The 26543-nt window shown below is 60.9% G+C and carries 24 protein-coding genes; 11 read left to right on the forward strand and 13 right to left on the reverse strand.

The features are described from left to right. Positions 1-67: 67 nt before the first annotated feature. Complete coding sequence (locus tag ACYQ54_RS06675; RefSeq protein ID WP_460080489.1) at positions 68-466, reverse strand: DUF2177 family protein; 399 nt, start codon at positions 464-466, stop codon at positions 68-70. A gap of 104 nt (positions 467-570) precedes the next feature. Further along, positions 571-2358: an ABC transporter ATP-binding protein gene (locus tag ACYQ54_RS06680; RefSeq protein WP_460081696.1), complete on the reverse strand. Its 1788-nt coding sequence runs from the start codon at positions 2356-2358 to the stop codon at positions 571-573. Positions 2359-2624: 266 nt separating this feature from the next. Here ACYQ54_RS06680 and ACYQ54_RS06685 point away from each other — a divergent pair, with 266 nt between their 5' ends. Together ACYQ54_RS06685 and hemF are read left to right on the forward strand one after the other, a co-directional pair. Further along, on the forward strand, positions 2625-3095 hold the full coding sequence (locus tag ACYQ54_RS06685; RefSeq protein ID WP_460080491.1) for a tRNA (cytidine(34)-2'-O)-methyltransferase: 471 nt from the start codon (positions 2625-2627) through the stop codon (positions 3093-3095). A 53-nt stretch (positions 3096-3148) separates the two neighbouring features. Beyond that, a complete protein-coding gene (gene hemF / locus ACYQ54_RS06690) occupies positions 3149-4075 on the forward strand; it encodes an oxygen-dependent coproporphyrinogen oxidase (protein WP_460080494.1) in 927 nt (308 codons plus the stop codon). Position 4076: 1 nt separating this feature from the next. Here the strand turns inward: hemF and ACYQ54_RS06695 are convergent, their stop codons facing one another. The 5 genes from ACYQ54_RS06695 to ACYQ54_RS06715 all read right to left on the reverse strand — a co-directional run bounded on the left by ACYQ54_RS06695 (position 4077) and on the right by ACYQ54_RS06715 (position 8107). Beyond that, a complete protein-coding gene (locus tag ACYQ54_RS06695) occupies positions 4077-5192 on the reverse strand; it encodes an HD-GYP domain-containing protein (RefSeq protein WP_460080496.1) in 1116 nt (371 codons plus the stop codon). 107 nt (positions 5193-5299) lie between these two features. Beyond that, positions 5300-6544 (reverse strand): CCA tRNA nucleotidyltransferase, encoded by a 1245-nt coding sequence (locus tag ACYQ54_RS06700; protein WP_460080497.1) that lies wholly within the window; start codon positions 6542-6544, stop codon positions 5300-5302. Positions 6545-6548: 4 nt separating this feature from the next. Further along, complete coding sequence (locus ACYQ54_RS06705; protein ID WP_460080499.1) at positions 6549-6809, reverse strand: DUF6111 family protein; 261 nt, start codon at positions 6807-6809, stop codon at positions 6549-6551. Further along, positions 6809-7459: a CoA pyrophosphatase gene (locus ACYQ54_RS06710; RefSeq protein ID WP_460080501.1), complete on the reverse strand. Its 651-nt coding sequence runs from the start codon at positions 7457-7459 to the stop codon at positions 6809-6811. Before ACYQ54_RS06710 ends, ACYQ54_RS06705 begins: the two co-directional genes overlap by 1 nt. A gap of 39 nt (positions 7460-7498) precedes the next feature. After that, the gene (locus ACYQ54_RS06715; RefSeq protein ID WP_460080502.1) at positions 7499-8107 is read right to left on the reverse strand and encodes a DUF1285 domain-containing protein; all 609 of its coding nucleotides are present in this window, start codon (positions 8105-8107) and stop codon (positions 7499-7501) included. Positions 8108-8388: 281 nt separating this feature from the next. On the opposite strand from ACYQ54_RS06715, the gene ACYQ54_RS06720 reads away from it, so the two are divergent. The 4 genes from ACYQ54_RS06720 to ACYQ54_RS06735 are packed head-to-tail and all read left to right on the forward strand — an operon-like array spanning position 8389 to position 15284. Next, on the forward strand, positions 8389-9408 hold the full coding sequence (locus tag ACYQ54_RS06720; protein WP_460080504.1) for an AAA family ATPase: 1020 nt from the start codon (positions 8389-8391) through the stop codon (positions 9406-9408). 33 nt (positions 9409-9441) lie between these two features. Beyond that, the gene (locus tag ACYQ54_RS06725; protein ID WP_460080506.1) at positions 9442-10377 is read left to right on the forward strand and encodes a DUF58 domain-containing protein; all 936 of its coding nucleotides are present in this window, start codon (positions 9442-9444) and stop codon (positions 10375-10377) included. Between the two features lie 3 nt (positions 10378-10380). Continuing rightward, positions 10381-13200 (forward strand): DUF4159 domain-containing protein, encoded by a 2820-nt coding sequence (locus ACYQ54_RS06730; RefSeq protein ID WP_460080508.1) that lies wholly within the window; start codon positions 10381-10383, stop codon positions 13198-13200. A gap of 8 nt (positions 13201-13208) precedes the next feature. After that, positions 13209-15284, forward strand: a complete 2076-nt coding sequence (locus ACYQ54_RS06735) for a hypothetical protein (RefSeq protein ID WP_460080509.1) — start codon at positions 13209-13211, stop codon at positions 15282-15284. Between the two features lie 146 nt (positions 15285-15430). Here the strand turns inward: ACYQ54_RS06735 and ACYQ54_RS06740 are convergent, their stop codons facing one another. Continuing rightward, a complete protein-coding gene (locus ACYQ54_RS06740; protein WP_460080511.1) occupies positions 15431-15943 on the reverse strand; it encodes a GNAT family N-acetyltransferase in 513 nt (170 codons plus the stop codon). 377 nt (positions 15944-16320) lie between these two features. Between ACYQ54_RS06740 and ACYQ54_RS06745 the strand changes: the two genes are divergently transcribed. Continuing rightward, positions 16321-17295: a glutathione S-transferase family protein gene (locus tag ACYQ54_RS06745; protein ID WP_460080513.1), complete on the forward strand. Its 975-nt coding sequence runs from the start codon at positions 16321-16323 to the stop codon at positions 17293-17295. Positions 17296-17373: 78 nt separating this feature from the next. Here the strand turns inward: ACYQ54_RS06745 and ACYQ54_RS06750 are convergent, their stop codons facing one another. Next, the gene (locus ACYQ54_RS06750; RefSeq protein ID WP_460080514.1) at positions 17374-17859 is read right to left on the reverse strand and encodes an NUDIX domain-containing protein; all 486 of its coding nucleotides are present in this window, start codon (positions 17857-17859) and stop codon (positions 17374-17376) included. Between the two features lie 532 nt (positions 17860-18391). Here ACYQ54_RS06750 and ACYQ54_RS06755 point away from each other — a divergent pair. Continuing rightward, positions 18392-19330, forward strand: coding sequence for a metallophosphoesterase family protein (locus tag ACYQ54_RS06755; protein WP_460080516.1), 939 nt, complete (start codon positions 18392-18394; stop codon positions 19328-19330). Positions 19331-19442: 112 nt separating this feature from the next. Here ACYQ54_RS06755 and ACYQ54_RS06760 read toward each other — a convergent pair whose 3' ends face one another. Continuing rightward, positions 19443-20024 (reverse strand): hypothetical protein, encoded by a 582-nt coding sequence (locus ACYQ54_RS06760; protein WP_460080517.1) that lies wholly within the window; start codon positions 20022-20024, stop codon positions 19443-19445. 229 nt (positions 20025-20253) lie between these two features. On the opposite strand from ACYQ54_RS06760, the gene mtnA reads away from it, so the two are divergent. After that, positions 20254-21360 carry an S-methyl-5-thioribose-1-phosphate isomerase gene (gene mtnA / locus ACYQ54_RS06765; RefSeq protein WP_460080519.1) on the forward strand — a complete coding sequence of 369 codons (1107 nt, stop codon included), beginning with the start codon at positions 20254-20256 and terminating at the stop codon, positions 21358-21360. 47 nt (positions 21361-21407) lie between these two features. Here the strand turns inward: mtnA and ACYQ54_RS06770 are convergent, their stop codons facing one another. After that, positions 21408-22019 (reverse strand): GNAT family N-acetyltransferase, encoded by a 612-nt coding sequence (locus ACYQ54_RS06770; protein ID WP_460080520.1) that lies wholly within the window; start codon positions 22017-22019, stop codon positions 21408-21410. Positions 22020-22163: 144 nt separating this feature from the next. On the opposite strand from ACYQ54_RS06770, the gene ACYQ54_RS06775 reads away from it, so the two are divergent. Continuing rightward, a complete protein-coding gene (locus ACYQ54_RS06775; protein ID WP_460080521.1) occupies positions 22164-22439 on the forward strand; it encodes a flagellar biosynthesis protein in 276 nt (91 codons plus the stop codon). Positions 22440-22587: 148 nt separating this feature from the next. Next, a complete protein-coding gene (locus ACYQ54_RS06780; protein ID WP_460080523.1) occupies positions 22588-22863 on the forward strand; it encodes a flagellar biosynthesis protein in 276 nt (91 codons plus the stop codon). A 66-nt stretch (positions 22864-22929) separates the two neighbouring features. Here ACYQ54_RS06780 and flhA read toward each other — a convergent pair whose 3' ends face one another. Together flhA and flbD are read right to left on the reverse strand one after the other, a co-directional pair. Next, positions 22930-25107: a flagellar biosynthesis protein FlhA gene (gene flhA, locus ACYQ54_RS06785; protein ID WP_460080525.1), complete on the reverse strand. Its 2178-nt coding sequence runs from the start codon at positions 25105-25107 to the stop codon at positions 22930-22932. Between the two features lie 76 nt (positions 25108-25183). Next, entirely contained in the window at positions 25184-26536 is a 1353-nt protein-coding gene (gene flbD, locus ACYQ54_RS06790) for a sigma-54-dependent transcriptional regulator FlbD (RefSeq protein WP_460080527.1), read from the reverse strand. Positions 26537-26543 lie beyond the last annotated feature (7 nt).

Raw genomic sequence — 26543 nt, forward strand, 5'->3', positions numbered from 1 at the left:
TCGGGGAAATACTTAGTCTTGATATTTTTTACGAGCTTTTCACCCGCTGTAGCTCGCATGTATCCGTTCAGGACATCAGCCGCGTGATCGTGAAGCCCGCGGTCGCCGAGACCGCCGACAGGACCGTTCCCCAGGCAACGTCGACAAGAACGACAGAAATCGGCCAGTCCCGGAGCGTTGCATAGTTGGTTACATCATATGTGCCGTAAGTGAAAAGCCCGAACAGAGCCCCCATGAGAATGGCAGTTGCCAAACTTTCGGCCTTGAGCGCGGGCAGCACGGCAAAGATCACGATACCGACGACGTAAAACAGATAGAAAACGCTGGCCGCGGCAATGTTTGGCCGCTCCATCATCAGATGGCCAATGCGGTCGATATAGAACCTGGTGGACACCTGGGTCAGCCAGACATAGTCCACGGCAAGGAAAACGAGCACTGTAGCGATATATGCCGTGACGAATTTCAAGACTGGCCCCCTGACTTCATGCCTGACTGGTTTCCACGGTTCTACGCCATGGAAACCGAGGTGGATCAGCAAGAAATGCCGCCGGTGCAAGGTCGCGTGATCGCTTAGACAAGTTCTTTTTCCGCCTCCAGAAACCCGCCGGACTGGCGGTGCCAGAGCTGTGCGTAAAGACCGTCCGCATCTTCCAGCAGTGTTTCGTGAGTGCCTTGCTGAACGATCCTGCCCCTGTCCATGACGATCAGGCGGTCCATGGCGGCGATGGTCGACAGGCGGTGGGCAATTGCGATCACTGTCTTGCCCGTCATCAGACCTTGCAGGTTCTCCTGGATCGCAGCTTCGACTTCGGAATCGAGAGCCGATGTCGCTTCGTCCAGAACGAGGATCGGAGCATCCTTCAGCAGCACCCTGGCGATGGCGATGCGCTGACGCTGACCACCGGACAGTTTGACACCGCGTTCGCCGACAAAGGCATCGAACCCCTTGCGTCCTCGCCTGTCTTCAAGCTTCTGGATGAACCCGGACGCATGGGCCTTGCGCGTAGCATCCAACAGCTCCTCCTCGCTGGCCGACGTTCGCCCGTAGAGGATGTTTTCGCGGATCGAACGATGCAGCAGGGACGGATCCTGCGTCACCATGCCGACCGACCGGCGCAGGGATTCCTGGTTCACATCCCTGACGTCCTGACCATCGATGAGAATACGGCCTGACTCCACGTCGAAGAACCGGAGCATCAGGCTCGTCAGCGTGGTCTTGCCTGCCCCGGACGGGCCGACGATGCCGACACGTTCGCCGGGCTGGATCGTCAGGTCGAGATGATCGATAACGCCTCCTGCCTTGCCATAATGGAACCGGATCTTTTCGAACCGGACCTCTCCGGCAGCCACCTGCAGATCCGGGGCCTCCGGCTTGTCTGAGAGAGAGACCGGCTTGACGATGGTTTCCATGCTGTCCTGCAGGGAGCCGAAGTGGCGGAACAATCCGTTGAGCTGATTGAACAACCGGTTCAGCAGGATATTCAGGCGCAAGATCAGGCTGAGCGCGAAGGCAACGTGACCGGTACTGATGCCGCCATCCTGCCAGATGGACAGTGCCGTGCCCGCGATGGTGACGATCATCACCCCGTTGATCATTGTCATGATCATGCGGATGGTGGTCAAAAGCCTGGTGAAGACATGAAGTTTCGCAATCATGGCCTCCACCGAGACCCGCGCCCCCCGGCTCTCTTCCTTCGACGAGCCGAACAGCTTGACCGACTGGATGTTGGTGTAGGTATCCACCAGGCGTCCGGTTACACCCGAATAGGCATTTGCCGTGTCCTTTGCCGCGGCGCGGACCCGCGGCACGAAGATGACGGCCGTTGCCGTGAAGCAGAGCAGCCAGACCGCCACAATTGCACCCAGCCAGAGATCCAGATCGGCGATCAGCACGAGGGTCGTGATGGCATAGACGACGATGAACCAGACCACCTGCAGAAGGTTGGTCATGAAATCGCCCGCAGACATGCCCGATTGCATCACCTTCTGTGACAGGCGACCGGCAAGATCGTCCTGAAAATAGGCAAGGCTCTGTTTCATGACCTGCTGATGGCACTGCCAGCGCACCAGGTTGAAGAACCCGGGGACAATGGTCTGCTCCTCCACCAGCGCCATCAGCGAGTTGGTGAGCGTGCGGACGACCAGCACCACGAAGGCCATGGTCATGAGGGTCCAGAAATGGTCCTGGAAGAACGTCTCGCGATTGCCTCCGTCAAGGAGATCCACAATCCGGCCAAGAAAGTTGAAGATCGTCACCTCGACAAAAGCAGCAGCACCGCCGAGCGCAAGCATGGCAACAAATGGCCAGCGCACCTGGGTAACAAAATACATGAGGAAGGCAAAGCCGCCTCGGGGCATGTCGGATTTGGGCGGTTCCCGGAAAGGATTTATCCAGGTTTCAAAAGCGCGAAAGAGCGGGGACACGGGGCGTCTCCATGGGGGCTGGAGCGATTCTTCACATCATCCTACGCGCCGGGCGTGAAATTGGCCCAGTGAAAATATGTAACGATTTGCTTCCAATTCGTAGCCTTCGGAGTCATGCCAGGAGGATGAAACCGTCCGCCTGTGACAAATGGCGTGCCTGCTGCTATTGAGCCGAACTTCCAACCCGAATGCGGACGACCATGCCAGATATCGCCCTCTACCAGCCGGACATCCCTCAGAACACCGGCACGATCCTGCGTCTTGCAGCCTGCATGGGTGTTACCGTGCATCTGATCGAGCCCGCAGGCTTCCCGATCTCCGACAGCGCGCTCAAGCGGGCCGGCATGGATTATCTGGAGCGGGCTGCAATGGTCCGTCATATCTCGTTCGCTGCGTTCGATGACTGGCGACGGTCGCAGCAGCGCAGGTTGATCCTTCTGACGACGAAATCGGACATGCCCTACGCGGATTTCGCTTATCAAACTGACGATATCCTGATGATGGGCCGGGAAAGTTCGGGCGTGCCGGAAGACGTGCACACGCTTGCCGATGCCCGGCTGACCATCCCCATGGCCGTCGGCATGCGTTCGCTCAATGTTGCCGTCTCAACCGGCATGGTGCTGGGTGAAGCCTTGCGGCAATCAGGCACATTTCCTAAAAGCCAGGGATAGCAATCATTTGCGTGCCCGCCAGCTGCGGGTCTCCAACCAGTCCAGGCAGTCACATGAACGCACCCAAACCTGAAAACCGCGGCGGTCCCATCCCGGACGGCATCGAGGACAAGAAGGCAACCGCACCAGCCTGGTTCAAGGAGCTGCGCGACCGGATCTGCAAGGCTTTCGAGGACCTGGAAGACGAGATCGGCACTCTGGAAGGCCCCCTGGCCGATCAGCCGGCCGGCCGCTTCGAGCGCACACCTTGGGAGCGTACCGACAGCACCGGTGCAAAAGGTGGCGGCGGCGTGATGTCGATGATGCATGGCCGTGTCTTTGAGAAGGTTGGCGTGCACATTTCCACTGTCCATGGCGAATTCTCGCCGGAATTCCGCGGGCAGATCCCAGGCGCCAACGAAGACCCCCGCTTCTGGGCCTCCGGTATCAGCCTGATTGCCCATCCGCACGACCCGCATGTGCCTGCCGTTCACATGAACACCCGCATGGTGGTCACCACCCGCCAGTGGTTCGGCGGCGGCGCGGACCTGACGCCGGTGCTCGACGCACGGCGGACGCAGGACGACCCGGACACCATCGCGTTTCACGACGCCATGCGCGCGGCCTGCAACGCACATGACGTTGCCGATTATGACGCCTACAAGGCCTGGTGCGACGACTATTTCTTTCTGAAGCACCGCAACGAAGCGCGCGGCATCGGCGGCATCTTCTACGATTACCTCAACAGCGGAACCTGGGAAGACGATTTTGCCTTCACCAGGGACGTCGGCCTGGCGTTCCTGAACATCTATCCGGAACTGGTCCGCCGCAATTTCCAGAAATCCTGGAACGATGCGGAGCGTGAAGAACAACTGATCCGCCGGGGCCGTTATGTGGAATACAATCTGCTCTACGACCGCGGCACGATTTTCGGCCTGAAGACCGGTGGCAACGTCGCCTCGATCCTGTCGTCCATGCCGCCCGTGGTGAAATGGCCGTGACTTAAACCGCGGTGGTGGAGCCTTTCACCTTCCGCGGTTGGCGGCTGACTTCGCCGAAATCCCGGTCCAGGACCATCTGGGCGAATTGTTTCAGCATGGTCTGATCAAGCTTTTTGGCCATTTCCAGCATCACGCCGATGGCCGCGCGAACCGGCATGCCTTCCTTGTAGGATCGTGTCTCGGTCAGCGCCGTGAAAATATCGCAAATGGTCATCAGGCGGACCTTGGGCGAGATCCTCTCCCCCTTCAGCCTGTCGGGATACCCCGAGCCATCCAGATACTCGTGATGCTGGATGGCCATTTTCTTGATGTCGATCGACACTTCCAGCCTCGGCTTCAGGATCTCCCGGCCGAACATGGGGTGTTTGTCGATGATGGCACGCTCGGCATCCGTCAGCTTGTTGGCCTTGTCCAGGATCGTCAGCGGGATCCGCATCTTGCCGATGTCATGCAGCAATCCACCTGCGATCACTTCCTGGCAGTCAGCCTTGCTCCAACCGAGATACTCCGCAAAGGAGCCGGCAAGACCGGCAACCATCAGGGAATGACAATAGGTTCCGCTATGGTGCGTCTGTACAGCTTCGAGCCAGGGGGACAGCCCGTCGAGCGACAGCGACGACAGAATTTCTCCCGCACTCTCGTTCATCAGACTGACCTGGATGCTCGACCCTTCCGTGGCGGACAGGGCGAGGCTTTCCAGAAAGGCATTGCCCTTCTTGTAGGCCGCAAGCGTCGCTGCCGGAACACCGGCCGGAACGGAGGCAAGAGGATCATTCTTCAGGATCGTCTTGAGCTTGCGCACCAGCAGTGCAAGCGGCGTGTCGCGTTCCATGATTTCGGTTTTGCCAAGCGCCGACGCCTGAATCACTTCGCGCCGGTTCTTCCTGGAAGCCAGGCAGATCACTGGGATCTCGGCAATGCTGGCCCATGATGTCTTGAGGGCCGTCAGCCCGGCATCCGTTGCATCGAGCAACTCCACCACGGCGACACGCCCCTCTCCAACCGTTCTCGGAGACACCTTGGACATGTCGATCAGGCGCGCCGGAAAGAAGAACGGCAGTTTTCTGACCGGGGAATCAAGTGGAAGCGGGCCGTCTGAGATCAGAATTATTTCCATTCATCGCCTCATTATATTCCGCACACGCCTTCACACGACAATTTAACCGGAAAACTTGCCCAGGAGGAACTACGCTCACGTTGTGACGTGGCTCACCTAAAATTTCCTTAAATCGCGGCTCCGGCTCGCGTCAGCAGATCCTGCCGGGTGAGGGAAAAACCGCTATCGCGCCAGTCGGCTTCCAGCGTCTTGAGGCGGTCGCCAAGCGCTCGTCCGGGTGTGTGGCCGGCGGCAATCAGGTCAGCTCCCTTGAGCGGAAATTCCGGCATGGGAACTTGCCTCAACCGCTCCAACAGAACAGCAAAAGTATCGCCGGGATCCTTGCCCTGGGCGCGCAATCCTGCCCAGCGCCCCAGAAGCCCGTCGACCGCGCCCCGGCGGCCAAACTGATACACCATAAGGTCGGCTTCCGGCAGGGTGCCGGCCTGGCGAAGGCATCTCATCGCCGCCCAGGCGGTACGCATCCGGTCGCGCTCGGCATTCGACAGGCGGAGACGGTCGCACACGCGCTCCACGTCCTCACGCACGAAGCCGGCAAGCACCACCAGCCCCAGTTCCGGATCGGTGACATCCGAAGCGGTCCCCTCAAGGCTGCGCAAGGCCATGTAATCCTCGATCCGGGCCAGTCCGCCCGTCGCGATTTCCCACAGGCCGCAGTCGTTCATCATTTTCAGCGCAGGCGCGGCAAGGGGTGCACGCAGCAACCGCCGCATCTCGTGGCCGATGCGTTCGGCCGAAAGATGCCGCAAGCCATCGCGCTGGCGCAGACACGCTCCGAGACCTTCCGCGTCCATTTCGCCGGCCCCATAGGCCGCGTAAATTCTGAAGAACCTTAGGATGCGCAGATAATCCTCGCGAATGCGCCTGTCCGGCTCGCCGATGAAACGCACACGCCTGTTGAGACAGTCATCCAATCCGCCGAGCGGATCATGCAATTGTCCATGGCGATCGACATAAAGAGCATTGAGAGTGAAATCACGGCGTTCGGCATCGCGCGTCCAGTTTTGGCCGAAGACAACCCTTGCCTGGCGTCCGAAGGTTTCCACGTCCTCGCGCAGCGTCGTGACTTCATAGGGATAGCCACTGCTGACCACCGTCACCGTGCCGTGGTCCAGACCGGTGCCGACAGGTTTCAGACCGGCGGCTTGCGCACGCGCCATCACCGTTTCCGGGGTTGCCGTCGTCGCGATATCAACATCCGGAACCGGATGGCCGAGCAGCGTGTTGCGAACCGCGCCGCCGACGACACGGGCTTCGTCGCCGTCCTGCTCGATCGCCGCGAACACTGCCTGGATGCCCGGCGTCTTCAGCCAGTCCGCCTGTTGCAGGATCTGATCGGCATTGGCTGTCATGAGTTTATTCGTACCGGCCTGGAACAAACACCCCGTCCCGCATTTCCGACGGTCGCCAGTTGGCCCCGTCAGGTGCATGGTCGAAGGAAGCCATGCCGATCAGGCCGCCGATCACCAGCACCAGACCGGCGAGTGTGAGCCACGCCATTGGCTTGGCCGCCCAACGGCCGGGATCGGTGTTGCGCTTGCTCAGCCACAGCCAGAGCCCGTAGGTGATGAAAGGCAGCAGAAACAATAAAAGATGTAGAATGAACACACGAACCATCAGCGGTAGACCGTTTCATATAAGGAGCGGATAATGCCCGCGGTGACGCCCCAGATATAACGTTCTCCAAAGGGCATTGCGTAGAAGTAGCGGCGTTTTCCCTGCCACTCGCGGCTGAGCTTCTGATGGTTCGCGGGATCCATCAAAAAACCCAACGGCACTTCAAAGACACTTTCAACTTCGCCGGGGTTGGGCTGGAATGCCACCCCGTCCCGAATGGTTCCAACCACCGGCACGACCCGGTAACCCGATCCCGTAAGATAAGGTGCCAGATTGCCGATCGTCTCGACACGGTCCGGAGCCAGACCTATTTCCTCGTCCGCCTCGCGCAGCGCCGCCTCGATGGGGCCATTGTCCGTCGGATCGATCTTGCCTCCGGGAAAGGCCACCTGGCCGGCGTGGGATTTCAGGTGACCGGTCCGCTGTGTAAGCACCACATTCGGCCCGTCGCCGCGCTCCACGATCCCGATCAGAACTGCGGCATCACGTGGCGGGCCCTCCCATCTCGCGTAAGGGCCGAGATCGGGATTGAGTATATGGTCGCCGGTGTCGCGGTCGATATCGCGGATCGCCGCATCCTCCAGCCGCGACCTGAACAGCGTTGCCCAATCCGATGGATCGGCAGGGGTTTTGGTCAGGAAGGCAGTCATGCAATCAGGCTATCCGGTCGTTCGCAACAGGTCATTCGGTCAGTCCTGAACGTTCAGGAGGGCGGGATCGACCGAAAAGAACCGGCCACCGCTCCAGACGCCCATTCGGGTGCCGTCATCTGTTTCCCGTTCTTCCATAAGATCCGCCAGTTGATACATCAGCGCTCTGGTAAACAGTGCCTCCAGGCGCCCTCTGACGTGAACATAGGGTTTAAGGCCGCCGCTGTCCGGTTCTTTTTCAAATCGAAGCGGATGGTCCGCTCCGACGGCAATCAGATCACCGAGATTTGTCCGCAGCGTGAGCTGCTGCTCACCCGCCTCGCCTTCAACCGCCATCTCGACGGCCAGGAGCGGTGCATCGTCCACGGTGATGCCGATCTTTTCGAGCGGGGTGACCAGATAATGCCGGCCGTCCTCGTCCTTGCGCAGTACCGAGGCGAACAGCTTCACCAGAGGCAACCGGCCGATTGGCGAGCCGAGATAAAACCATGTGCCATCACGGGCGATCCGGATGTCCAGATCCCCGCAAAATGGCGGATTCCACTTCTCCACCGGAGGCGGTCCCTTGCCGCCTGCATCCGCCCGGCTCATCAGCGCCTTCAGACCTTCAGGTAATGTTCCGTCCTTTTTTGCGGTTTCCTCCGCCATGAATGTCTCGCCCTTGTCGTCTTCATCAAGGCACCGGAATTTTTGACAATTCCGCCGCCGCCCGGATCTCGTTCGCCCGACGGCCGGTTCCGGCGGGCCCGGTCTTTTCCCCAAAGCATGGAAAGATTCTTGGACCTTTCCACTGTATGGCGCACAATTGCGCCTTATCTACTGATTTATATGGTGTCAGACTGCTTGAGTCGCAGCAACAAAGGTCGGGGGCGCTGATCGCCCGAAGGCCGGACAGGCAGTCCAATCGCAGATTACGGGAAAGGTGATCCATGAGCGTTGTTTCTCCCTCCAGCCCAAGTGAAGAAGACCTCGCCGCCGTCGCCGAACAAGCCGAACGCGCCGTCAGCCGGATCAGCGATGCCAAGGTCGATATCGCCCGGATCATCTTCGGTCAGGAAAATGTGGTGGAGCAGTCGCTCGTGACCATATTGGCTGGTGGCCACGGCCTTCTGGTCGGCGTGCCCGGCCTTGCCAAGACCAAGCTGGTGGAAACGCTCGGAACCGTTCTGGGGCTCGACGCCCGACGCATCCAGTTCACGCCGGACCTGATGCCGTCCGACATTCTCGGTGCGGAAGTGATGGAGCAAAGCGCCGATGGCGGCCGCTCGTTCCGCTTCATTCCCGGCCCGGTTTTCTCGCAGCTGCTGATGGCGGACGAAATCAACCGTGCCAGCCCGCGCACGCAGTCGGCGCTGCTGCAGGCCATGCAGGAATACCATGTGACCGTTGCCGGCCACCCCCACGACCTGCCGCGGCCCTTCCACGTGCTGGCCACCCAGAACCCGCTTGAACAGGAAGGCACCTACCCGCTGCCGGAAGCTCAGCTTGACCGGTTCCTGATGCAGATCGACGTGCACTATCCGGACCTTGAAGCCGAGCGCCGCATTCTTCTGGAAACCACCGGCGCAGACCAGGCCAAGGCCCAGGTTGCCATGCGCGCGGAAGAACTGATGGAATACCAGCAGCTCGTGCGGCGGATGCCGGTTGGCGAGTCTGTGGTGGAAGCGATCCTGAAGCTGGTGCGCTCCGCACGTCCGGACGACAGCGCCGCACCGTCCGATCTGGCCAACCTGATCGCCTGGGGACCCGGGCCACGCGCCAGTCAGGCGCTCATGCTGACCGTGCGGGCCCGTGCGCTGGTCGACGGACGTCTTGCGCCTTCCGTCGATGACGTGCTGGCCCTTGCCGAACCCGTCCTGCAGCACCGCATGGCACTGACATTTGCCGCAAGAGCTGACGGCCACACCGTCCGCGATATCATCCGCCGGGTCAAAGAACTGATCGCCTGATCCGCCCCCCCTACCACCCAGGAAGCCGACCGCATGGATTCGAGCAGTACTCAGGGCAGCAAGCTGGCAGGTATCGATGCAGATACCTGGCCGAATGTCATCGGCGAGGCCCGCTCGGTAGCGGACGCCCTGCCGGACCTGCTGGTCGAGGCAAGCCATGTTGCCAGCTCCATCATCGCCGGCTGGCATGGCCGGCGCCGCGCGGGACCTGGCGAAAGCTTCTGGCAGTTCCGCCCGTTCAACATGGGCGAACCCGCAAAACGCATCGATTGGCGCCGTTCGGCGCGCGATGATCATCTTTATGTACGCGAACGCGAATGGGAGGCCGCGCACACGGTCTGGCTCTGGGCGGACCTTTCGCCTTCCATGGTGTTTCGTTCTCGCCTGGCCGACGTGTCCAAGCGCGACCGCTCCATTGTCCTGATGCTGGCGCTGGCCGACATGCTGGCGGAAACGGGCGAGCGCATCGGGTTACCGGGCCTGACAAGACCCTTCTCTGACCGGCGCGCCGCCGAGCGGCTGGCGGATGCTCTCACGCATCTGTCCAAGCCAATTGCCTATCCGGACACGATCGCCGTGCAGCGCTTCGCCGACGTTGTTCTGGTGTCCGACTTCCTGGATCCGGTCGAAGAGATCGCCGCATGGGTTGCCCGAGTTGCCGGCACCGGCGCGCGCGGTCATCTGGTGCAGGTGCTCGATCCTATCGAGGAAACCTTCCCCTTCGACGGCAGGGTCGAATTTACCGATCCGGAACAGGGCGTCCGGCTGACGGCCGGTCGGGCCGAAAAGTGGCGCGAGGATTACCGCAACAGGCTGGACGCCCATCGAGCGGAAATTCGCGACATCGCAAGACGGGCCGGCTGGACATATGTCCTGCACCACACAGACCGCCCGGCATCCGAGCCATTGCTGGTGCTTCACAGTGCACTGTCCGGCGCGCTGGACGTGTTGCCAAAGGGAGGCATCTGACCCGTGTTCGCAGGATTGCCCCTGACCTTCACCGCTCCCTGGATCCTGACCGCCCTGGCATTGCTTCCGGTTATCTGGTGGCTGCTGCGTCTGACACCGCCGCGTCCGCGCGAGATCCGGTTTCCGCCAACCCGGCTGCTGATCGGCATCGATCAGCATGAGGAAACGCCGCAGCGCAGCCCGTGGTGGCTGACACTGCTCCGACTGCTGATGGCGGCGATCCTGATCATCGCCCTGGCCGGGCCGATCTGGCGCTCCAGCGAGCCCCTTGATACCGGTGAAGGTGTCCTTTGGGTTCTTGTCGACAACGGCTGGACGTCCGCCAAGGGCTGGGCCGCACAGGTCAACGCCGCCGAGCAGATCCTGACCGAAGCCGAACAGAGCGGTCAGCCAATCCTCTTTGCAGCGTCAGCAGAAGGTCCCGGTCAGAGTTTCACACCGGAGGCCGCCACCACGGCCCTGGAAAAGCTGCGTGCCCTGGAACCACGCCCCTATCCGCCGCAGCGGCCCGAGCTGAGCATCGGCCTGCGCAAGGCCGCCCAGGCAACTCCGCCCGGAGCCGTGATCTGGCTGTCGGACAACACCAGTACCAGGGGATCGTTCCTGACCGATCTCGCACAGATCACCGGCACGGCTCCGATTACCGTACTGACCGGGCTGGACATTCCAATGGGTTTGAAGGACCTGAACAACGATACCGATGCCCTGTCATTGAAGGTTGTTCGCCATCCCGACCAGAAACTGGCATCGGCGACGCTTCAGGCCCTGGATCTGAAAGGGCTGGTCCTGGGCGAAGTACAGGCAAGTTTCAACGCCGGAGAAACCGAAACGCAGGCCCGTTTTGAACTGCCAAGCGAATTGCGTAACGACATCGCCCGGGTCGAAATAACCGGTGAGGCTGCCGCAGGTGCCGTCCAACTGGTGGATGACAGCTGGCGCCGGCGCACGGTCGGCCTGATTTCCGGCCAGTCGGGCGATCTCGATCAGCCGCTGCTTTCTCCACTCTACTATCTGGAGCGCGCGCTTGCTCCCTTCTCCGACATCCGCCGACCACGCGATGCGGACATTGCCGAAGCGGTGCCTTCGCTCATCGAACAAGGCATTTCCGTGCTGGTTCTGGCCGATGTCGGCCGGCTGCCGGAAACCACCACCCAAACGCTACGCGACTGGATCGAGAACGGCGGCACGCTGGTCCGTTTTGCCGGCCCGCGCACCGCTGGTGGCAGCGACGATCTCATTCCCGTGCGTCTACGCGCGGGCGACCGGTCCCTCGGAGGATCGCTCAGCTGGAAACAGCCGCAGCATCTGGCAGACTTTCCGGAAGGCTCGCCGTTTTCCGGCCTCAGAGTGCCGGAGGAAGTCACCGTGACCCGGCAGGTGCTGGCCGAGCCGACATCGGATCTGCCTGAACGGACCTGGGCGATGCTGGAAGACGGCACGCCGCTGGTGACCGCAGCCCCCATCGGCGCAGGCTCGGTGGTGCTGTTCCACGTGACGGCGGACTCCTCCTGGTCCAATCTGCCGCTGTCGGGGGTATTCCTGAACATGTTGCGGCGGATCCTGTCGGTTTCCAACGTGGCCGCAGCCTCCGAAACCGCTGAAGACGGCACGCCGGCCAAAAGCGTGTTGCCTCCCTTGCGCCTGCTCGATGGCTTTGGCCGCTTCGGCCCGCCACCCGTGGAAGTCACGCCTGTGAGTGCCTCTGATTTCCGCGACGCGGAAGCCAGCCGCAGAACACCTCCGGGCCTCTACGGCACGGAAGACGGCTTTCGTGCGCTCAATCTCATGCGGCAGGACGACGAATTGCTGCCGCTCGACCTCTCGGCATTGGGTGACAGGACGGTGCGCACCGCTTACCCGACCTCCGATCCCTTCGACCTGAGAGCCCTTTTCTTCACGCTGGCATTCCTGCTGATGATCCTGGACACGATTGCCGTTTTCCTGCTGGCCGGCGGCCTCAGCCGCCTCGGGCTGCGCAGCCGAACCGCCTCCATTGCGCTTGTTCTGGCCTTCGGTGCCGGCCTTTTGGCTCCGAACGGCGTCGAACAGGCCCGGGCACAATCATCGTCCGATGATCTGCTGGCGCTGGAATCGACCCTGGAAACCCGCCTGGCCTATGTGCTGACCGGCAACCCGGAAATAGACGATGCCAGTGCTGCCGGCCTGTCGGGCCTGACACAATTCCTGTCAGAGCGGACCGCGCTGGAACCTGGCGCGCCGATTGCCATCGACATCGAACGCGACGAGCTGGCCTTCTACTCCCTGCTCTACTGGCCGATCGATGCAGCTGCCGACAAGCCGAATGACCAGACGATCGCCCGCATAGATACCTTCATGCGCAATGGCGGCACCATCCTGTTCGATACGCGCGATCACATCAACGCGTCAGCCAACAGCTTTGCCTCGACACCGGCAACCCTGAAGCTGCGCGAGATCCTGGAAGATCTGGACGTTCCCCCGCTTGAGCCGGTGCCGCCCGATCACGTTCTGACGAAAGCCTTCTATCTTCTGGACGCCTTTCCCGGGCGATACGCCACCAGCCCGCTTTGGGTGGAAAGTCTGGAAGAGGTTGCAGCCCGCGGCGACCGTCCGGTGCGTGCAGGCGACGGCGTGTCGCCAATCCTGATCACCGGCAACGATTTCGCCGCTGCCTGGGCGATCACCGAGGCGGGTGAATTCATGTATCCGACGGTGCCCAACAACCCCATGCAGCGCGACTACGCGTTCCGTTCCGGGGTGAACATCGTCATGTACAGCCTGACCGGCAACTACAAGGCCGACCAGGTGCATATTCCCGCTCTGCTTGAGCGTTTGGGACAATAGGAGACTAGATGGTCTGGTCACTCGCCTTCGATCCCCTCGTTCCGCTCTGGGCCCTTGTGGCAGGCGGCATCATCGCCCTTCTTCTCACTGCCTTTTCCGGCTTCCTGAACCTGCGTGGATGGTTGCTGCGCACGTTGACGATGGCCTTGCTGTTGCTGGCTTTGGCCAATCCCGCTGTCGAGCGGGAAGACAGGGAACCGCTTTCCAGCGTTGTTGCCCTGGTGGTCGACAAGAGCCAGAGCCAGCGTCTCTCCGATCGCCAGTCGACAACCGATGAGGCTGTTGAGGAACTGAAACGCCGCATCGGCTCGCTCGATGGCTTCGACCTGCGTGTTCTGGAAGCCCGAAATTCGGGGTCAGGCGATGGCACGGAAGCATTCCAGACCCTTGCCAACGGCCTTGCGGACGTCCCACCTGACCGGGTCGGCGGCGCGATCATCGTCACCGATGGTCAGATCCACGATATCCCCGGCAACGCCGGCGCGCTGGGCTTCGACGCCCCTGTGCACGGCCTCATCACCGGCACTGTTGACGAGCGCGACCGGCGCATTGTTCTCGACAAGGCCCCACGCTTCGGCCTTGTTGATTCCGAGCAGATCGTCAGCCTGACTGTCGTCGATCAGGGTCGAGGTACCGGGCCTGGCGATCAGGTGCGCCTGACGATCAAACGTGACGGCGACGTCATCAGCGAGCGAACCGCCCGAACCGGCGAGAAGATCGACATTCCGGTCGAGATCGCCCATGGCGGCAACAACATCTTCGAATTCGATGCCGAACCGCTGACCGATGAACTCACCACGCTCAACAACCGGGCTGTCGTCACCATCGATGGCATCCGTGAAAATCTGCGGGTGCTGCTGGTCTCCGGCTCGCCGCATGCCGGCGAACGCACCTGGCGCAATCTTCTGAAATCCGATGCTTCGGTCGATCTGGTCCACTTCACCATTTTGCGCCCACCGGAAAAACAGGACGGCACACCGATCAACCAGCTGTCGCTGATCGCCTTTCCGACCCGGGAACTGTTTTCGGTCAAGATCGACGAATTCGACCTGATCATCTTCGACCGCTATGTACGCCGTGGCGTGTTGCCGATGCTCTATTTCGACAATATCGCCCGCTACGTGCGCGATGGCGGCGCAATGCTGCTGGCCGGCGGTCCTGACTACGCGGAGGGCGGCAGCCTTTATCGCACGCCGCTGGCGCCGATCCTGCCGGCTCGTCCCACCGGAACCATTCTCGAACAACCCTACCATGCCACCCTCGCCGAACTCGGCAAGCGTCACCCGGTGACCCGGGGGCTACCCGGCTCCGAGCAGGACCCGCCGGCATGGAGCCGCTGGTTCCGCGTGGTGGATACCGAACTCGACGCCGGTCAGACGCTGATGTCCGGACCGAGCGACACGCCGCTACTGGTTCTCAACCGGGAAGGCGAAGGCCGTGTGGCCATGCTGCTGTCCGATCACGTCTGGCTCTGGGCACGCGGTTACGAAGGTGGCGGCCCGCATGTTCCGCTTCTCCGTCGGCTTGCCCATTGGCTGATGAAAGAACCGGATCTGGAAGAAGAAGCGCTTACTGTTTCCATGCGCGGACCGGAGCTGGTCATAGAACGCCAGACCCTGGGCGAGACCGTCGGGGAAGTCACTGTCGTGTCGCCGACGGGTGACCGGTCCCAAATCGTCCTGACCGAACAGGAACCGGGCCTGTGGCGCGGCGGCATGCCGGCGGGCGAAACCGGTCTCTTCTCCGTCAGCGAAGGCGACATGAGCGCGCTCATTCACGTCGGGCCGCAGAATCCGCGTGAATACACAGACGTCCTGTCCACTACCGAGCCTTTGGCCCCGCTCAGCGAAGCAACGGGCGGAGCGTCCGAGCGATTGCGTGATGTCGGCGGCGATCTGACCGTCCCCAGGATCGTCTCCATGCGCCCTTCGGCGAGCTATGCCGGCAACGGCTGGCTTGGGCTGAAGGCAACCGAGGCAAGTGTTCTGAACGGCATCGACCGCTACCCGCTGATGATCGGCCTCCTGGGTCTTGCGCTCCTGCTTGGCGCCCTGTCTCTCACCTGGTATCGCGAAGGTCGGTAGCTTCTTGAGCTACCTCCCTCGTGGCCATCAGGCATTGCGGCCCGTCTCGAAGGATGGGCCACTTGCACCGTCAATTTGATCCGCTTCAGACAGGAGCAATCCCGTCCGTATTGTTCAAGGATACAGGGCCGCGTAAGAACAGAAGCTCAGGAAACTGCCGCAGCAGAGGTCCCGCCATGCACCATCCCGCCAGGAATGTCGCCGTCGTTCAAAAGAGCGACAAGCAGCCTTGCAGGATCGACGGGCCCGGGTAGCGTGATGCGTCCGAGCGGCACCTGCTGAAAACCGAAGGGGCTGTAGTAGGGAGCATCGCCGACCAGCAGCACGACCTTGTCCCCGGCCGCCGCGGCCGCTTCCATCGCCGTGCGCATCAAGGCCTTGCCGAGACCCCGGTTCTTGAAGTCGGGAGAGACAGTCAACGGACCAAGCAACAGCGCATCTGTCTCGCCGATGGTGATCGGGGTCAACCTGATGGACCCTGCCACGTGCTCGCCCGCAAGGCCGACGAAAGAAACGTCCGGGCGATGCGGCACGCCTTCGCGGATACGGAACGCGGTTCTCGCGAACCGTCCGGGGCCGAAAGCTTCGGCCTGCAGGTCGTCAATTGCGGAGGTGTCGGTCGCGTCTTCGGGCCGGATGACCCATGTGGTCTGTTTCATTTGGCTGGTTCCAGCAAGCATGCAGTCTTTGGAGAAATGCGCGCCTGCCAGTGCCTGGATGAAACGTAAGGGAAATCCAGGATCAGGTCAGCCGCGACGGTGCGGACGAGAGCTTTCTCGTCGGCTGGTTCGTCGTCGAAGCGTAAGACCTGCGGTCATCTATCCCAGTCTCATTGCTATATCGGCCTGTTCGAAAGCCGATATTTCCTGAAAGAGGAGAAGCGGTTACCACGCAATGGCCGCTTCGGTCCAGCGTTTTTTACCTGTTTCGCACAAGGCTGCTGATTGTTCACCGAGCCGGAACAGAGCATTCAATTGATTGATTTTCCGCCTGTGTGCACAACCTATGCAGACGAAGCACAACAAGGGAGCGCATCATGGGACTGCTGGTCGACGGCGTCTGGAAAGACAAATGGTACGACACGAAATCCACCGGCGGACGGTTCGTCCGCAAGGACGCGGCCTTCCGGAACTGGGTTACGTCAGACGGGTCTGCGGGCCCATCCGGCGACGGCGGTTTCAAGGCGGAAGCCGGACGCTATCATCTGTTCGTCTCCTACGCCTGCCCCTGGGCGCATCGCACCCTGGTATTCCGCAAGCTCAAGAAACTTGAAGACCTGATCTCCGTTTCCGCCGTGCAGCCGCTCATGCTGGAAAACGGCTGGGAATTCCCGGAAATCGATCCGCTGACCGGCGCGAAATATGCCTGGCACGTCTATACCAAGGCAGATCCGCACTACAGCGGCCGCGCCACCGTGCCGATCCTGTGGGACAAGCAGCAGAACACCATCGTGAGTAACGAATCTTCCGAGATCATCCGGATGTTCAATTCCGCGTTCGACGGCCTGACCGGCTCACAACTGGATTTTTATCCGTCCGCCCTGCGGAGCGAGATCGACAGCATCAACGAACGCGTCTACCACGCCGTCAACAACGGCGTTTACAAATCCGGTTTTGCGACCACCCAGGAAGCCTACGAAGAAGCCGTGACAGAGCTGTTCAAGGCGCTCGACGAACTGGAAGATCGCCTGTCTCACCAGCGCTATCTGGCGGGAGACCGGCTCACGGAAGCCGACTGGCGGCTGTTCACGACGCTGGTGCGCTTCGATGCGGTCTATGTCGGGCATTTCAAATGCAACATTCGCCGGATCGACGACTATCCGAACCTGTCGAACTATCTGCGGGAGCTCTATCAGGTCCCCGGCGTTGCCGAGACTGTCGATATGACAACCATCAAGCAGCACTACTACGGCTCACATGAAAGCGTGAACCCGACCCGCATCGTACCTGTCGGACCTGACCTGGACTTTACTCGTCCACACGATCGCGAGCGGTTCAAGGCTGCGGCCTGATCTGGTGCGAGGTCCTGGTTCTGGCCGGATCCGGTTCACCCGGGACGTGACGTGACCGACACGGGCGGTTGGCAGATTTCACCATCTGCTGCCGTCCGACGCATTCCCCGACCGAAATTCCTCAAGCCTTCGAGCAGTCGACCGGGTAAGCCCCTCCGGCAGGGCTTCCAGGGCAAAGAAGGCTGCTTCCTCAATCTCCGCATTGGGCTGGAGAAAGCTGTCGGCTTCGTGCCACTCTGGCATGTGATAAAGGCCGACATGATCCCGGCCGGTTGCTTCCTCGTTCAGGAACACATTGATGAGCTGGGGCCTGGTGGCTGACAAGACACCCGCCTCCTCCAGAACCTCCCGGCAAGCCGCCTCTTCCATGGTCTCGCCCTTGTCCACGCCGCCCCCCGGCAGGTACCAGCCACTGACATAACTGTGCCTCACCAAAAGGACCCGACTGCCTTCGTCTTCGACGATCACTCGGACGCCAAGCGTGAACGGATTTCGAACCAGTCCAATTCCCTGGATCAGGCGCGTGGTCACCGACGTCGGCAAGATTGATAATATCTTCAGCATTCTCAGAACGTTACCGGATCTAAACGCGGAGTAGAACTTTTTTAACCCATGCAATCCCCGCAGGGCTGCCCCGTGAGAATAACGCTCCTCCTTTGTGCAGTGCATGCATATATATCGGGCAAGTTGATGAATTCGAGGGCAGCCCTTCTGACCGCCCGAACCTGAAGGAAAAGATTATGTTGAACGCTCTGTTTGGAAAACGCCGCCGTAACCCCAGCCACTACCAGTGGAAGCCGGCTATTGACCTGACAAACCCGCGCATCGTCGCAACCCTGACCACTTTCCCGACCAACTAAGGCCGGTTGAAGGACCTGTACGGAGAAGACCCATGTTCGGATTCGTGAATGTTGTTGGCGCGACGCTGCGCGAAACCACGCGCTCCGCAGACAATAACACCCAGAAGGCGCCGAAAGCCGCTAAGGCAGTCAAGCCGGTCAAGTAACCGGTTTCCCGGCACAGTTCCGAAACTCACTTGAAGGCGCCGCGTCATTTCCTCTTGACGCGGCGCCTTTGGTTTTGAAGATGCGCGACCATGTCCTCATTCACGCTCGCTCATCTTTCCGATCCGCACCTTGGCCCACTGCCGGACCCCAAGCTGTTACAGCTCTTTTCCAAGCGCATCCTTGGTTATCTCAACTGGCATCGCAACCGGTCCAGGATCATGGGTGCCAATTACCTGGAACAGCTCGTCGAGGACATGAAGGCGCAGGCACCCGATCATATTGCCGTCACCGGCGACCTGGTGAACATCGCCCTGCCCATTGAAATTACCGGTGCTCGAACCTGGCTTGAAGAAATTGGCGCCCCGGAGGATGTCTCCGTCGTTCCAGGAAATCACGACGCCTATGTGCCTGGCGCCGTGCGCAGGGCTCGCGCTGCCTGGTGGCCATACATGAACGGTGACGGCGCAGGCAGCCAGCCATCCAACGGCACCAAATCGGAAGCAACCTTTCCATATGTTCGCAAGCGAGATGGCATTGCGCTGGTCGGCGTGACGACCGGCCGTGCCAGCGGGCCGTGGTTTGCCACCGGACGGGTCGGCAGCAAGCAGAGCAAACGGCTGCGAGCCATCCTCGACGATCTTGGCCGCGACGGCCTCTTTCGCGTCGTGATGCTGCACCACCCGCCGTTTCGGCATGCCACCCACTGGCACAAGCGCCTGTCCGATGCTTCGCGAGTCCGCGCGGTGGTCAAGAGAGCCGGTGCGGAACTGATCCTGCACGGCCACACACATGTCGACAGCTTCGAGCATATCGAGGGGCCGGCTGGTCCGGTTCCCGTTGTCGGCGTCCCCTCGGCCACCAGCGCGCCCGGCGGAAAGAAGCCGGCGGCCCGTTACAATCTGTTCCGGATCGAAAAGACCGGCGAAGGCTGGTCCTGCCGGATGGAAGAGCACGGCTTCGCGGCACCGGACGAGCCGGTGAAACTGTTGGCAGAGAGGAAAGTGGAGATACCGGCACGCAAACGTTGACGCCGGTATCTCAAGCCTTTTGCAAGGCTACAGACGGACACATGCGCCTCAACAGCAACCCGAGACAATCAACCAGGTCATCCGGCGGGAGCGAAACGGCCGCAAGGCTGGCTTAAAGAGGATTGGCGAACCAGGCAAAGGCGATCAGGCTAACGACGCCGGCGGCAAGACCGATGCCGAATGCGCCGGCAACCGCCATCCAGGGCGTACGGCTTTCCTTGACGCGCACAACCTTGCTGTCGAGCGCAACCTGACGCAGACGATTGTTGAGCCAGTCGCCTTCCAGCGCCTTTTCCCGCTCCAGCACGCGCTCTGCGATATATTCGGTCAGGCAGTCTGCCATGTCATCGATGTTGGCCGTTTCCAGAATGACCACCCGGCCAAGGCGGGTATCCTTCAGAAAGCGGTAGGTGCGCCGGTCACCGCCGACAGCCACATGACTGGTCGCATCGATCCACAGACGCGGCGTCGATCCTGAGATGATCTGAAGGGAGAACTGGTCGTCGTCTTCCGGTATTTCCCTGAAAACATCCTTCAGCTCGTCTGCAAGCATGTCCAGCCGGGCGCGCTCGGTCTCCTGCAGCTCAACAACCACGTCCGACCGTTCAACTTCGCCAAGCTGGACCTTACGGATCGCATCGCGCAAGGACCGCATGCGCGTATGTGGGACGACGTTATCCTGCATTTCAGACATGGGGTACACGTGACTCCGTTGTACTGCCGTTGGTGAATCAAGTCTTAACTGACTCTGTCGTGAGTGAAACAGCTGCATGGCCTTCACCTGCGAGCTATCCACTGGCAATGATCCAAACATGGTTAACGAAGATTAAGGTATTTTTGATGCCGGTGCCAGTAACGCACTGCTGGCCTGAGACCTGTTCATGGGTTATGCAAAAACAAATTGCGATTGCGGAGTTTCGCTCATGAACGTGGACGGCAAGAAATATCGCACGATCTGGCTGGCGGAAGATGGCGGCTCGGTCGAGATCATCGATCAGACGAGGTTTCCGCACACATTCGAGATCGCGCGTCTCCACACCATGGAAGACGCCGCCCATGCGATCCGCACCATGCAGGTACGCGGCGCACCGCTGATAGGTGCCACGGCCGCCTATGGCGTCGCGCTGGCCATGCGAAACGATCCGTCGGACGACAACCTGCATGCCGCCTGCTCGGCTCTTCTGGAAACCCGGCCGACAGCCGTCAACCTTCAATGGGCCCTCGACAAGGCCCGCAGGACGCTGGTCCGGGTGGCGCCCGAGATACGTGAGGAAGCCGCCTTCAAACTGGCAAACGATATTTGCGACGAGGATATCGCCATCAACATGGCCATCGGCATGCATGGCATGGAGCTGATCGCCGCGATATCCCGGCTGAAGCGGGCCGGTGAGCCGGTCAATATCCTGACCCATTGCAATGCAGGCTGGCTTGCCACCGTCGACTGGGGCACCGCCACGGCGCCTATCTACATGTCCCACGACGGCGGCATACCCGTTCATGTCTGGGTCGATGAAACCCGGCCGCGCAACCAGGGGGCTTTCCTGACGGCCTGGGAACTCGGCCATCACGGTGTGCCCCACACGGTCGTCGTCGACAATGCGGGTGGTCACCTGATGCAGCATGGCGAGGTTGATATCGTCATCACCGGAACGGACCGCACCACGGCCACTGGCGATGTCTGCAACAAGATCGGCACCTACCTGAAAGCGCTGGCGGCAAAGGACAACAGCGTGCCCTTCTACGTCGCGCTGCCGTCGCCGACCATCGACTTCTCCCTGTCGGACGGCCTCAGGCAGATCCCCATTGAAGAGCGTGGCGGCGAAGAGGTCAGCCGGATCACCGGCCGCACCAGCACCGGCGAAATCGAAACGGTGGATATCGTCGCGGACGGCTCCCCTGTCGGCAATCCGGCCTTCGACGTTACCCCTGCGCGCCTCGTCACCGGTCTCATCACCGAACGCGGCGTGCTGGAACCAAACCGCAAGGCCATCTCAGATGCTTTTCCGGAAAGGGTTCGCGCGAGCGTTTGATCCCTCGCGACACCGCATCACAATTCAAGGCCTGGATGATCCTGTGTTTACTCGATTACCGGCACATGCAAGGCCTTTTCCCGGCCGAGAAGCCCTGACAGACGCGGATCTTCGGCAACTTCGATAGCGCGCTTGTAGGGCTTGAAGCCGCAGGCCTGGTAGAAGATCAACGCCTGAGGGCTGTCGCCGGTGCAGGTATGCACCCACAGGCGCTTTGTTTCCGGGCGGGACCAGACGATGTCCAGCGCCTGGGCCATCAGCCAGCGCCCCAGGCCACCTCCGATAGCGCCCGGCACCAGGCCGAAATAGGAAAGTTCCGGCTCTTCCGGGTTGGCAAAGTCGAGTTCCAGTGTCCCGACGGGCTTGCCGTCGATCATTGGCAGGTAATTCTCGCGAGTCGGTTCGGCAAGCAACTGTGCCAGTTCCGCATCGTCATGAACCAGCCGGCCAAACCAGATCCAGTCCTCGCCGACCTGCCGGAACAGCTTGCGGTAGCCATCTACATCCGGTGTCGTCCATCGTTCCAGCATCACGTCGCCGCGGGACGGTGCAAGTGGCTGTTCGGGAGCCTGAAGCATCTCCAGATAGGTCACGACGAAGGCAATCTTGCCATCCGGGATATCCGTGTAGCCATCGAGGTTAAGCGCTTGAGTCGACATGAAAACTCCAGAATTTCGCGTATCTGCACGGGCTTAACAGCTGGAGCGCTCATCGCCAAGACGCTCTGTGCAGAATGCGTTCGTTTAAGAGCCTGTTAACCATCTTGGCACACAGTCTGTTCAGATCTCCAGAAAGGAGCTGCCATGGCAAAGGTCGGAAACTACGTCCAGCGGGAGTACCACAAAACCTTCAGCACCAAGCGGAAGTCGACGTGGTCTGACTACAACAAGGCCTGGAACGGGCGTCGCCAGGCGTCCACGCAGAAAATGCAGCAGCTTCGCAATCTGGCGTCCACGTTCGCATCCATCAACACGCAGGCTTCTCAGACCAACACCCTGTATGTCATGCAGAACCAGGGCCGGCTGGGTGGCTACGGCAATCAGACGGCGACGATGGCCCGCATCAACGTTCTCGTCTAGATTTTCCCTTATGGACCGCCGGGCGAATGCCTCGGCGAAAGTTATTTTCAAGAAAAGTTACGCCGCGTATTACGCGGCTTCTTGGCATTAAGAAGTTGTTAATTCCTCGAGGAGCAATGCTGATGTGGTCTTTTGAAAAGGCAATCGCATGGCGAAGATCGGGAACTACTTCCAAAGGGACTATTCCAAACGTTTCGGCTCAAATCGCAAGCCAACCCTGGCTGACTACAACAAGGCCTGGATGAAGCGGCGTCAGATGGCCGCGAAGCGCATTGATCAGCTGAACAATCTTGCTTACGTGATGCAATCGATCAACACGCAGGCCTCGCAGGCCAATACGCTGTTCGTCATGCAGAACCAGGGACGGCTCGGTACTTACGCCAGCCAGACGGCGGCCATGGCCAGGATCAACGTGGTGGTCTGAAGCACAGAGTGACAAGAGCGCAGGCGCTCAACAGCCCCTGTTGAGCGCTTCGGCGACTACGCCACCTCAGATCGAACCGATTGTCTTCAGCTTGATCCGCGGATGAACTTCCGCCTGGCTCATGATCGTCGTGTGGGCGCGAAAGCGCTCCACGATGGAGCGTACGAACGGCCTGGTCTGCGGTGACGTCAGCAGAACGGGAACCTCGCCCTGCTGGGCAGCCTGCTCGAACGCATCACGCACCCTGCCGACGAATTCCTGCAGCTTGCTCGGCTGCATGGCGAGCTGACGGTCGTCCCCCTCACCTATGATCGATTCCAGGAATGCCTGCTCCCATTGCGGCGACAGCGCGATTAGCGGCAGGTATCCACCCGGCGCCAGATTGGCGGCACAGATCTGCCTGCCGAGCCGGGTGCGGACATGCTCGGCGATGGTATCCGTGTTCCGGGTCATGCCGGTCGCCTCGGAAACGCCTTCCAGAATGGTGCCTAGATCGCGAACCGATATCCGCTCGCCCAACAGGGTCTGCAGCACGCGCTGGACACCGGAAACGGTGATCTGGGAGGGGATCAGGTCCTCGACCAGCTTGGCCTGCTCGCCCCTCAGTTCCTTCAGCAGTTTCTGAACGTCGCCATAGGTCAACAGTTCGCTGATGTTGCCCTTGATCGTCTCGGTCAGGTGGGTGGAGAGAACGGTTGCCGGATCCACCACCGTGTAACCACGCAAGGAAGCATCCTCGCGGTATTGGGCTTCCACCCAGGTCGCGGGCAATCCGAAAGTCGGCTCGGTGGTATGTGTGCCCGGCAGCTTGACCTGCCCTCCGGCAGGATCCATCACCATGAAGTGGTTCGGGTAAAGCACGCCGCGGCCGGCTTCGACCTCCTTCACCTTGATGACGTAGTCGTTCGCGCCGAGCTGAATGTTGTCGAGGATGCGCACCGGCGGCATGATCACGCCCATGTCGCCCGCAATCTGGCGGCGCAGGGCCTTGATCTGCTCGGTCAGAACGTCGTTGTCGCCCGTCGCCTTGCCGTTGATCAGCGGCAACAGGGCATAGCCGAGTTCGATGCGCAGTTCATCCATCTTCAGGGCATCGGTAATCGGCGGCTCGGGCGGCGGCTTCGGCGCAGCTTCCACGGCCTTGACCATTTCGGCCTTGGCAGCTTCCTTCTTCTTTTTCGAGCCGACGGAAAAGGCCAGATAGCCAGCAAGGCCGGCAAGACCGAAGAACGGGACCATCGGCATGCCGGGCAGCAGCGCCAGGATCATCATCACCGCCGCGGACATGCCAAGCGCCTTGGGATAGCCGGTGAACTGGCTGGTCAGAGCCTTGTCGGCAGCACCATGTACCCCTGCCTTGGACACCAGAAGACCTGCGGCCGTGGACACGATCAGCGCCGGAATCTGGGAGACGAGCCCGTCGCCGATGGTCAGGAGCGTGTAGTTGTTGGCGGCCTCGGTGAAGGTCAGCTCCATCTGCGCCACACCGATGAAGATGCCGCCGAGAATATTGATGAAGGTGATCAGAAGGCCGGCGATGGCATCGCCGCGCACGAATTTGGATGCACCGTCCATGGCACCGAAGAAGGCGCTTTCGTCCTCCAGCGCCTTACGGCGAGACTTTGCTTCCGCTTCATCGATGAGACCTGCGGAAAGATCTGCGTCGATCGCCATCTGCTTGCCGGGCATGGCATCCAGGGTGAAGCGCGCCGCGACTTCCGCGATACGGCCGGAACCCTTGGTGATGACGACGAAGTTCACGATCACCAGGATCGCGAACACGATGATCCCGATGACGAAGTTCCCGCCCATGACGAGATTGCCGAAGGACTGGATGACGTTGCCCGCCGCCGCAGTGCCTTCATGCCCGTTTGCCAGGATCAGCCGTGTGGAGGAAATGTTCAGACCAAGCCGCAGCATGGTTGCGATCAGCAGCACCGTCGGGAAAGACGAGAATTCCAGCGGCCGCTGGATGAACAGGCCCGTCATGAGGATCATGACGGAAAAGATGATGGATACCGCCAGGAACGCGTCCAGCATCATGGGCGGCATCGGCAGGATCAGGAGTGTCAGAATGACAAGGATGCCGGTCGCAAGACCGACGTCCCCCCGGCGAAGGGTATCTACGATCTCCTGGAGAACAGGATAACCCGCAAGACCGGTGGCCGCCGCGGGCGCAGCCGTCTGCGGCTCCCCTGCCGGGCGTTCCGTTCTGCCTTGTTCGCCTGCTGCCGTGTCCGACATTTGTATTCTGGTTTCCTGTGGCCACCGCCCGGGTCAGTGCGCGGGCTGTCTTCCGTTATGTGTCCTGCCGGCCCATTCAGGCCCGGGCTTCACCCGGTCCGGGAACGCTGATCCCTTCATCGGTATATTGATTCAGCTTGTTGCGCAGCGTCCGGATTGAAATACCCAGAATTTTTGCAGCATGGGTCCGGTTGCCCAGGCAATGATCGAGCGTGTCGAGAATGAGGTCGCGCTCGACATCGGCAACAGTCCTGCCGACGAAGGATCGCGTCACGGCTTCCGCGGTCAGCGCCGCCCGCTCCGCAGCACCCTTGGAAACGGTCAACGGCGAGCCATCCGGCATGCGGATTGCCTCAACGCCGATATCACCGCCAGAAGCCAACAGCACGGCGCGGTGCATGGTGTTTTCCAGCTCGCGCACGTTTCCCGGCCACGGGTTGGACATCAGCGCCTGGCGTGCTTCGACGGACAGCGGCCGCACCGGCACACCGTTGGCTTCCGAGTAATGCTTGATGAAGAAAAGGGCCAGTTCCATGATGTCCGCCGGTCGCTCGCGCAACGCCGGCAGTTTCAGGTTCACCACATTGAGGCGGAACAGCAGATCTTCCCGGAAATGTCCTTGGCGCACGCTCTCTGCAAGATCGCGGTTGGACGTTGCCAGAATGCGGATATTGACCGGCACCGGGCGCGTACCACCGACGCGGTCGATCACCCGCTCCTGGATTGCGCGCAGCAGCTTTGCCTGCAGGCGGACATCCATTTCCGAGATTTCATCGAGCAGCAACGTGCCGCCGTCGGCTTCCTCGAACTTGCCGATCCGGCGGGCAACGGCACCCGTAAAGGCACCCTTTTCGTGGCCGAAGAGTTCTGATTCCAGAAGGTGCTCGGGAATGGCCGCACAGTTGATCGAGATAAACGGCTTGGAGGCTCGGTTCGAACATTTGTGCACATGGCGGGCGATGACTTCCTTACCCGTGCCGGATTCGCCGGTGATCAGCACAGAGGCGTCCGAGGGAGCAATCTGTTCGGCCAGTTTGACCACCGACGCCATGGCGTCGTCGCGGTAGATCAGGTCGCCGCGTTCCTGGGCAACGGCCGCCAGAACGGCAGCAATCAGCTCCGGATCGGGTGGCAGCGGAATATATTCCTTCGCGCCGGCCCGAATTGCGGAGACAGCAGCCTGCGCGTCCGTTTCTACGCCGCAGGCCACCACGGGCACATGAACGCGCTCGTTCTGGAGTTTCTGGATCAATCCTGCAATGTCGAGGTGAACCTCGACCATCAGGAGGTCCGCCCCGCGCCCGGACCGAAGAACCTTCAGGGCGCCTTCGATATCGTCCGCATGGGTAACCTGGGCTCCCCCCTGCATCGCGATCTTGGAAGCCGTCGTCAGCTGACCGCCGAGCGTTCCGACAATTAACAGCCGCATCCGTTAC

This window comes from Roseibium sp. LAB1, assembly GCF_054658235.1.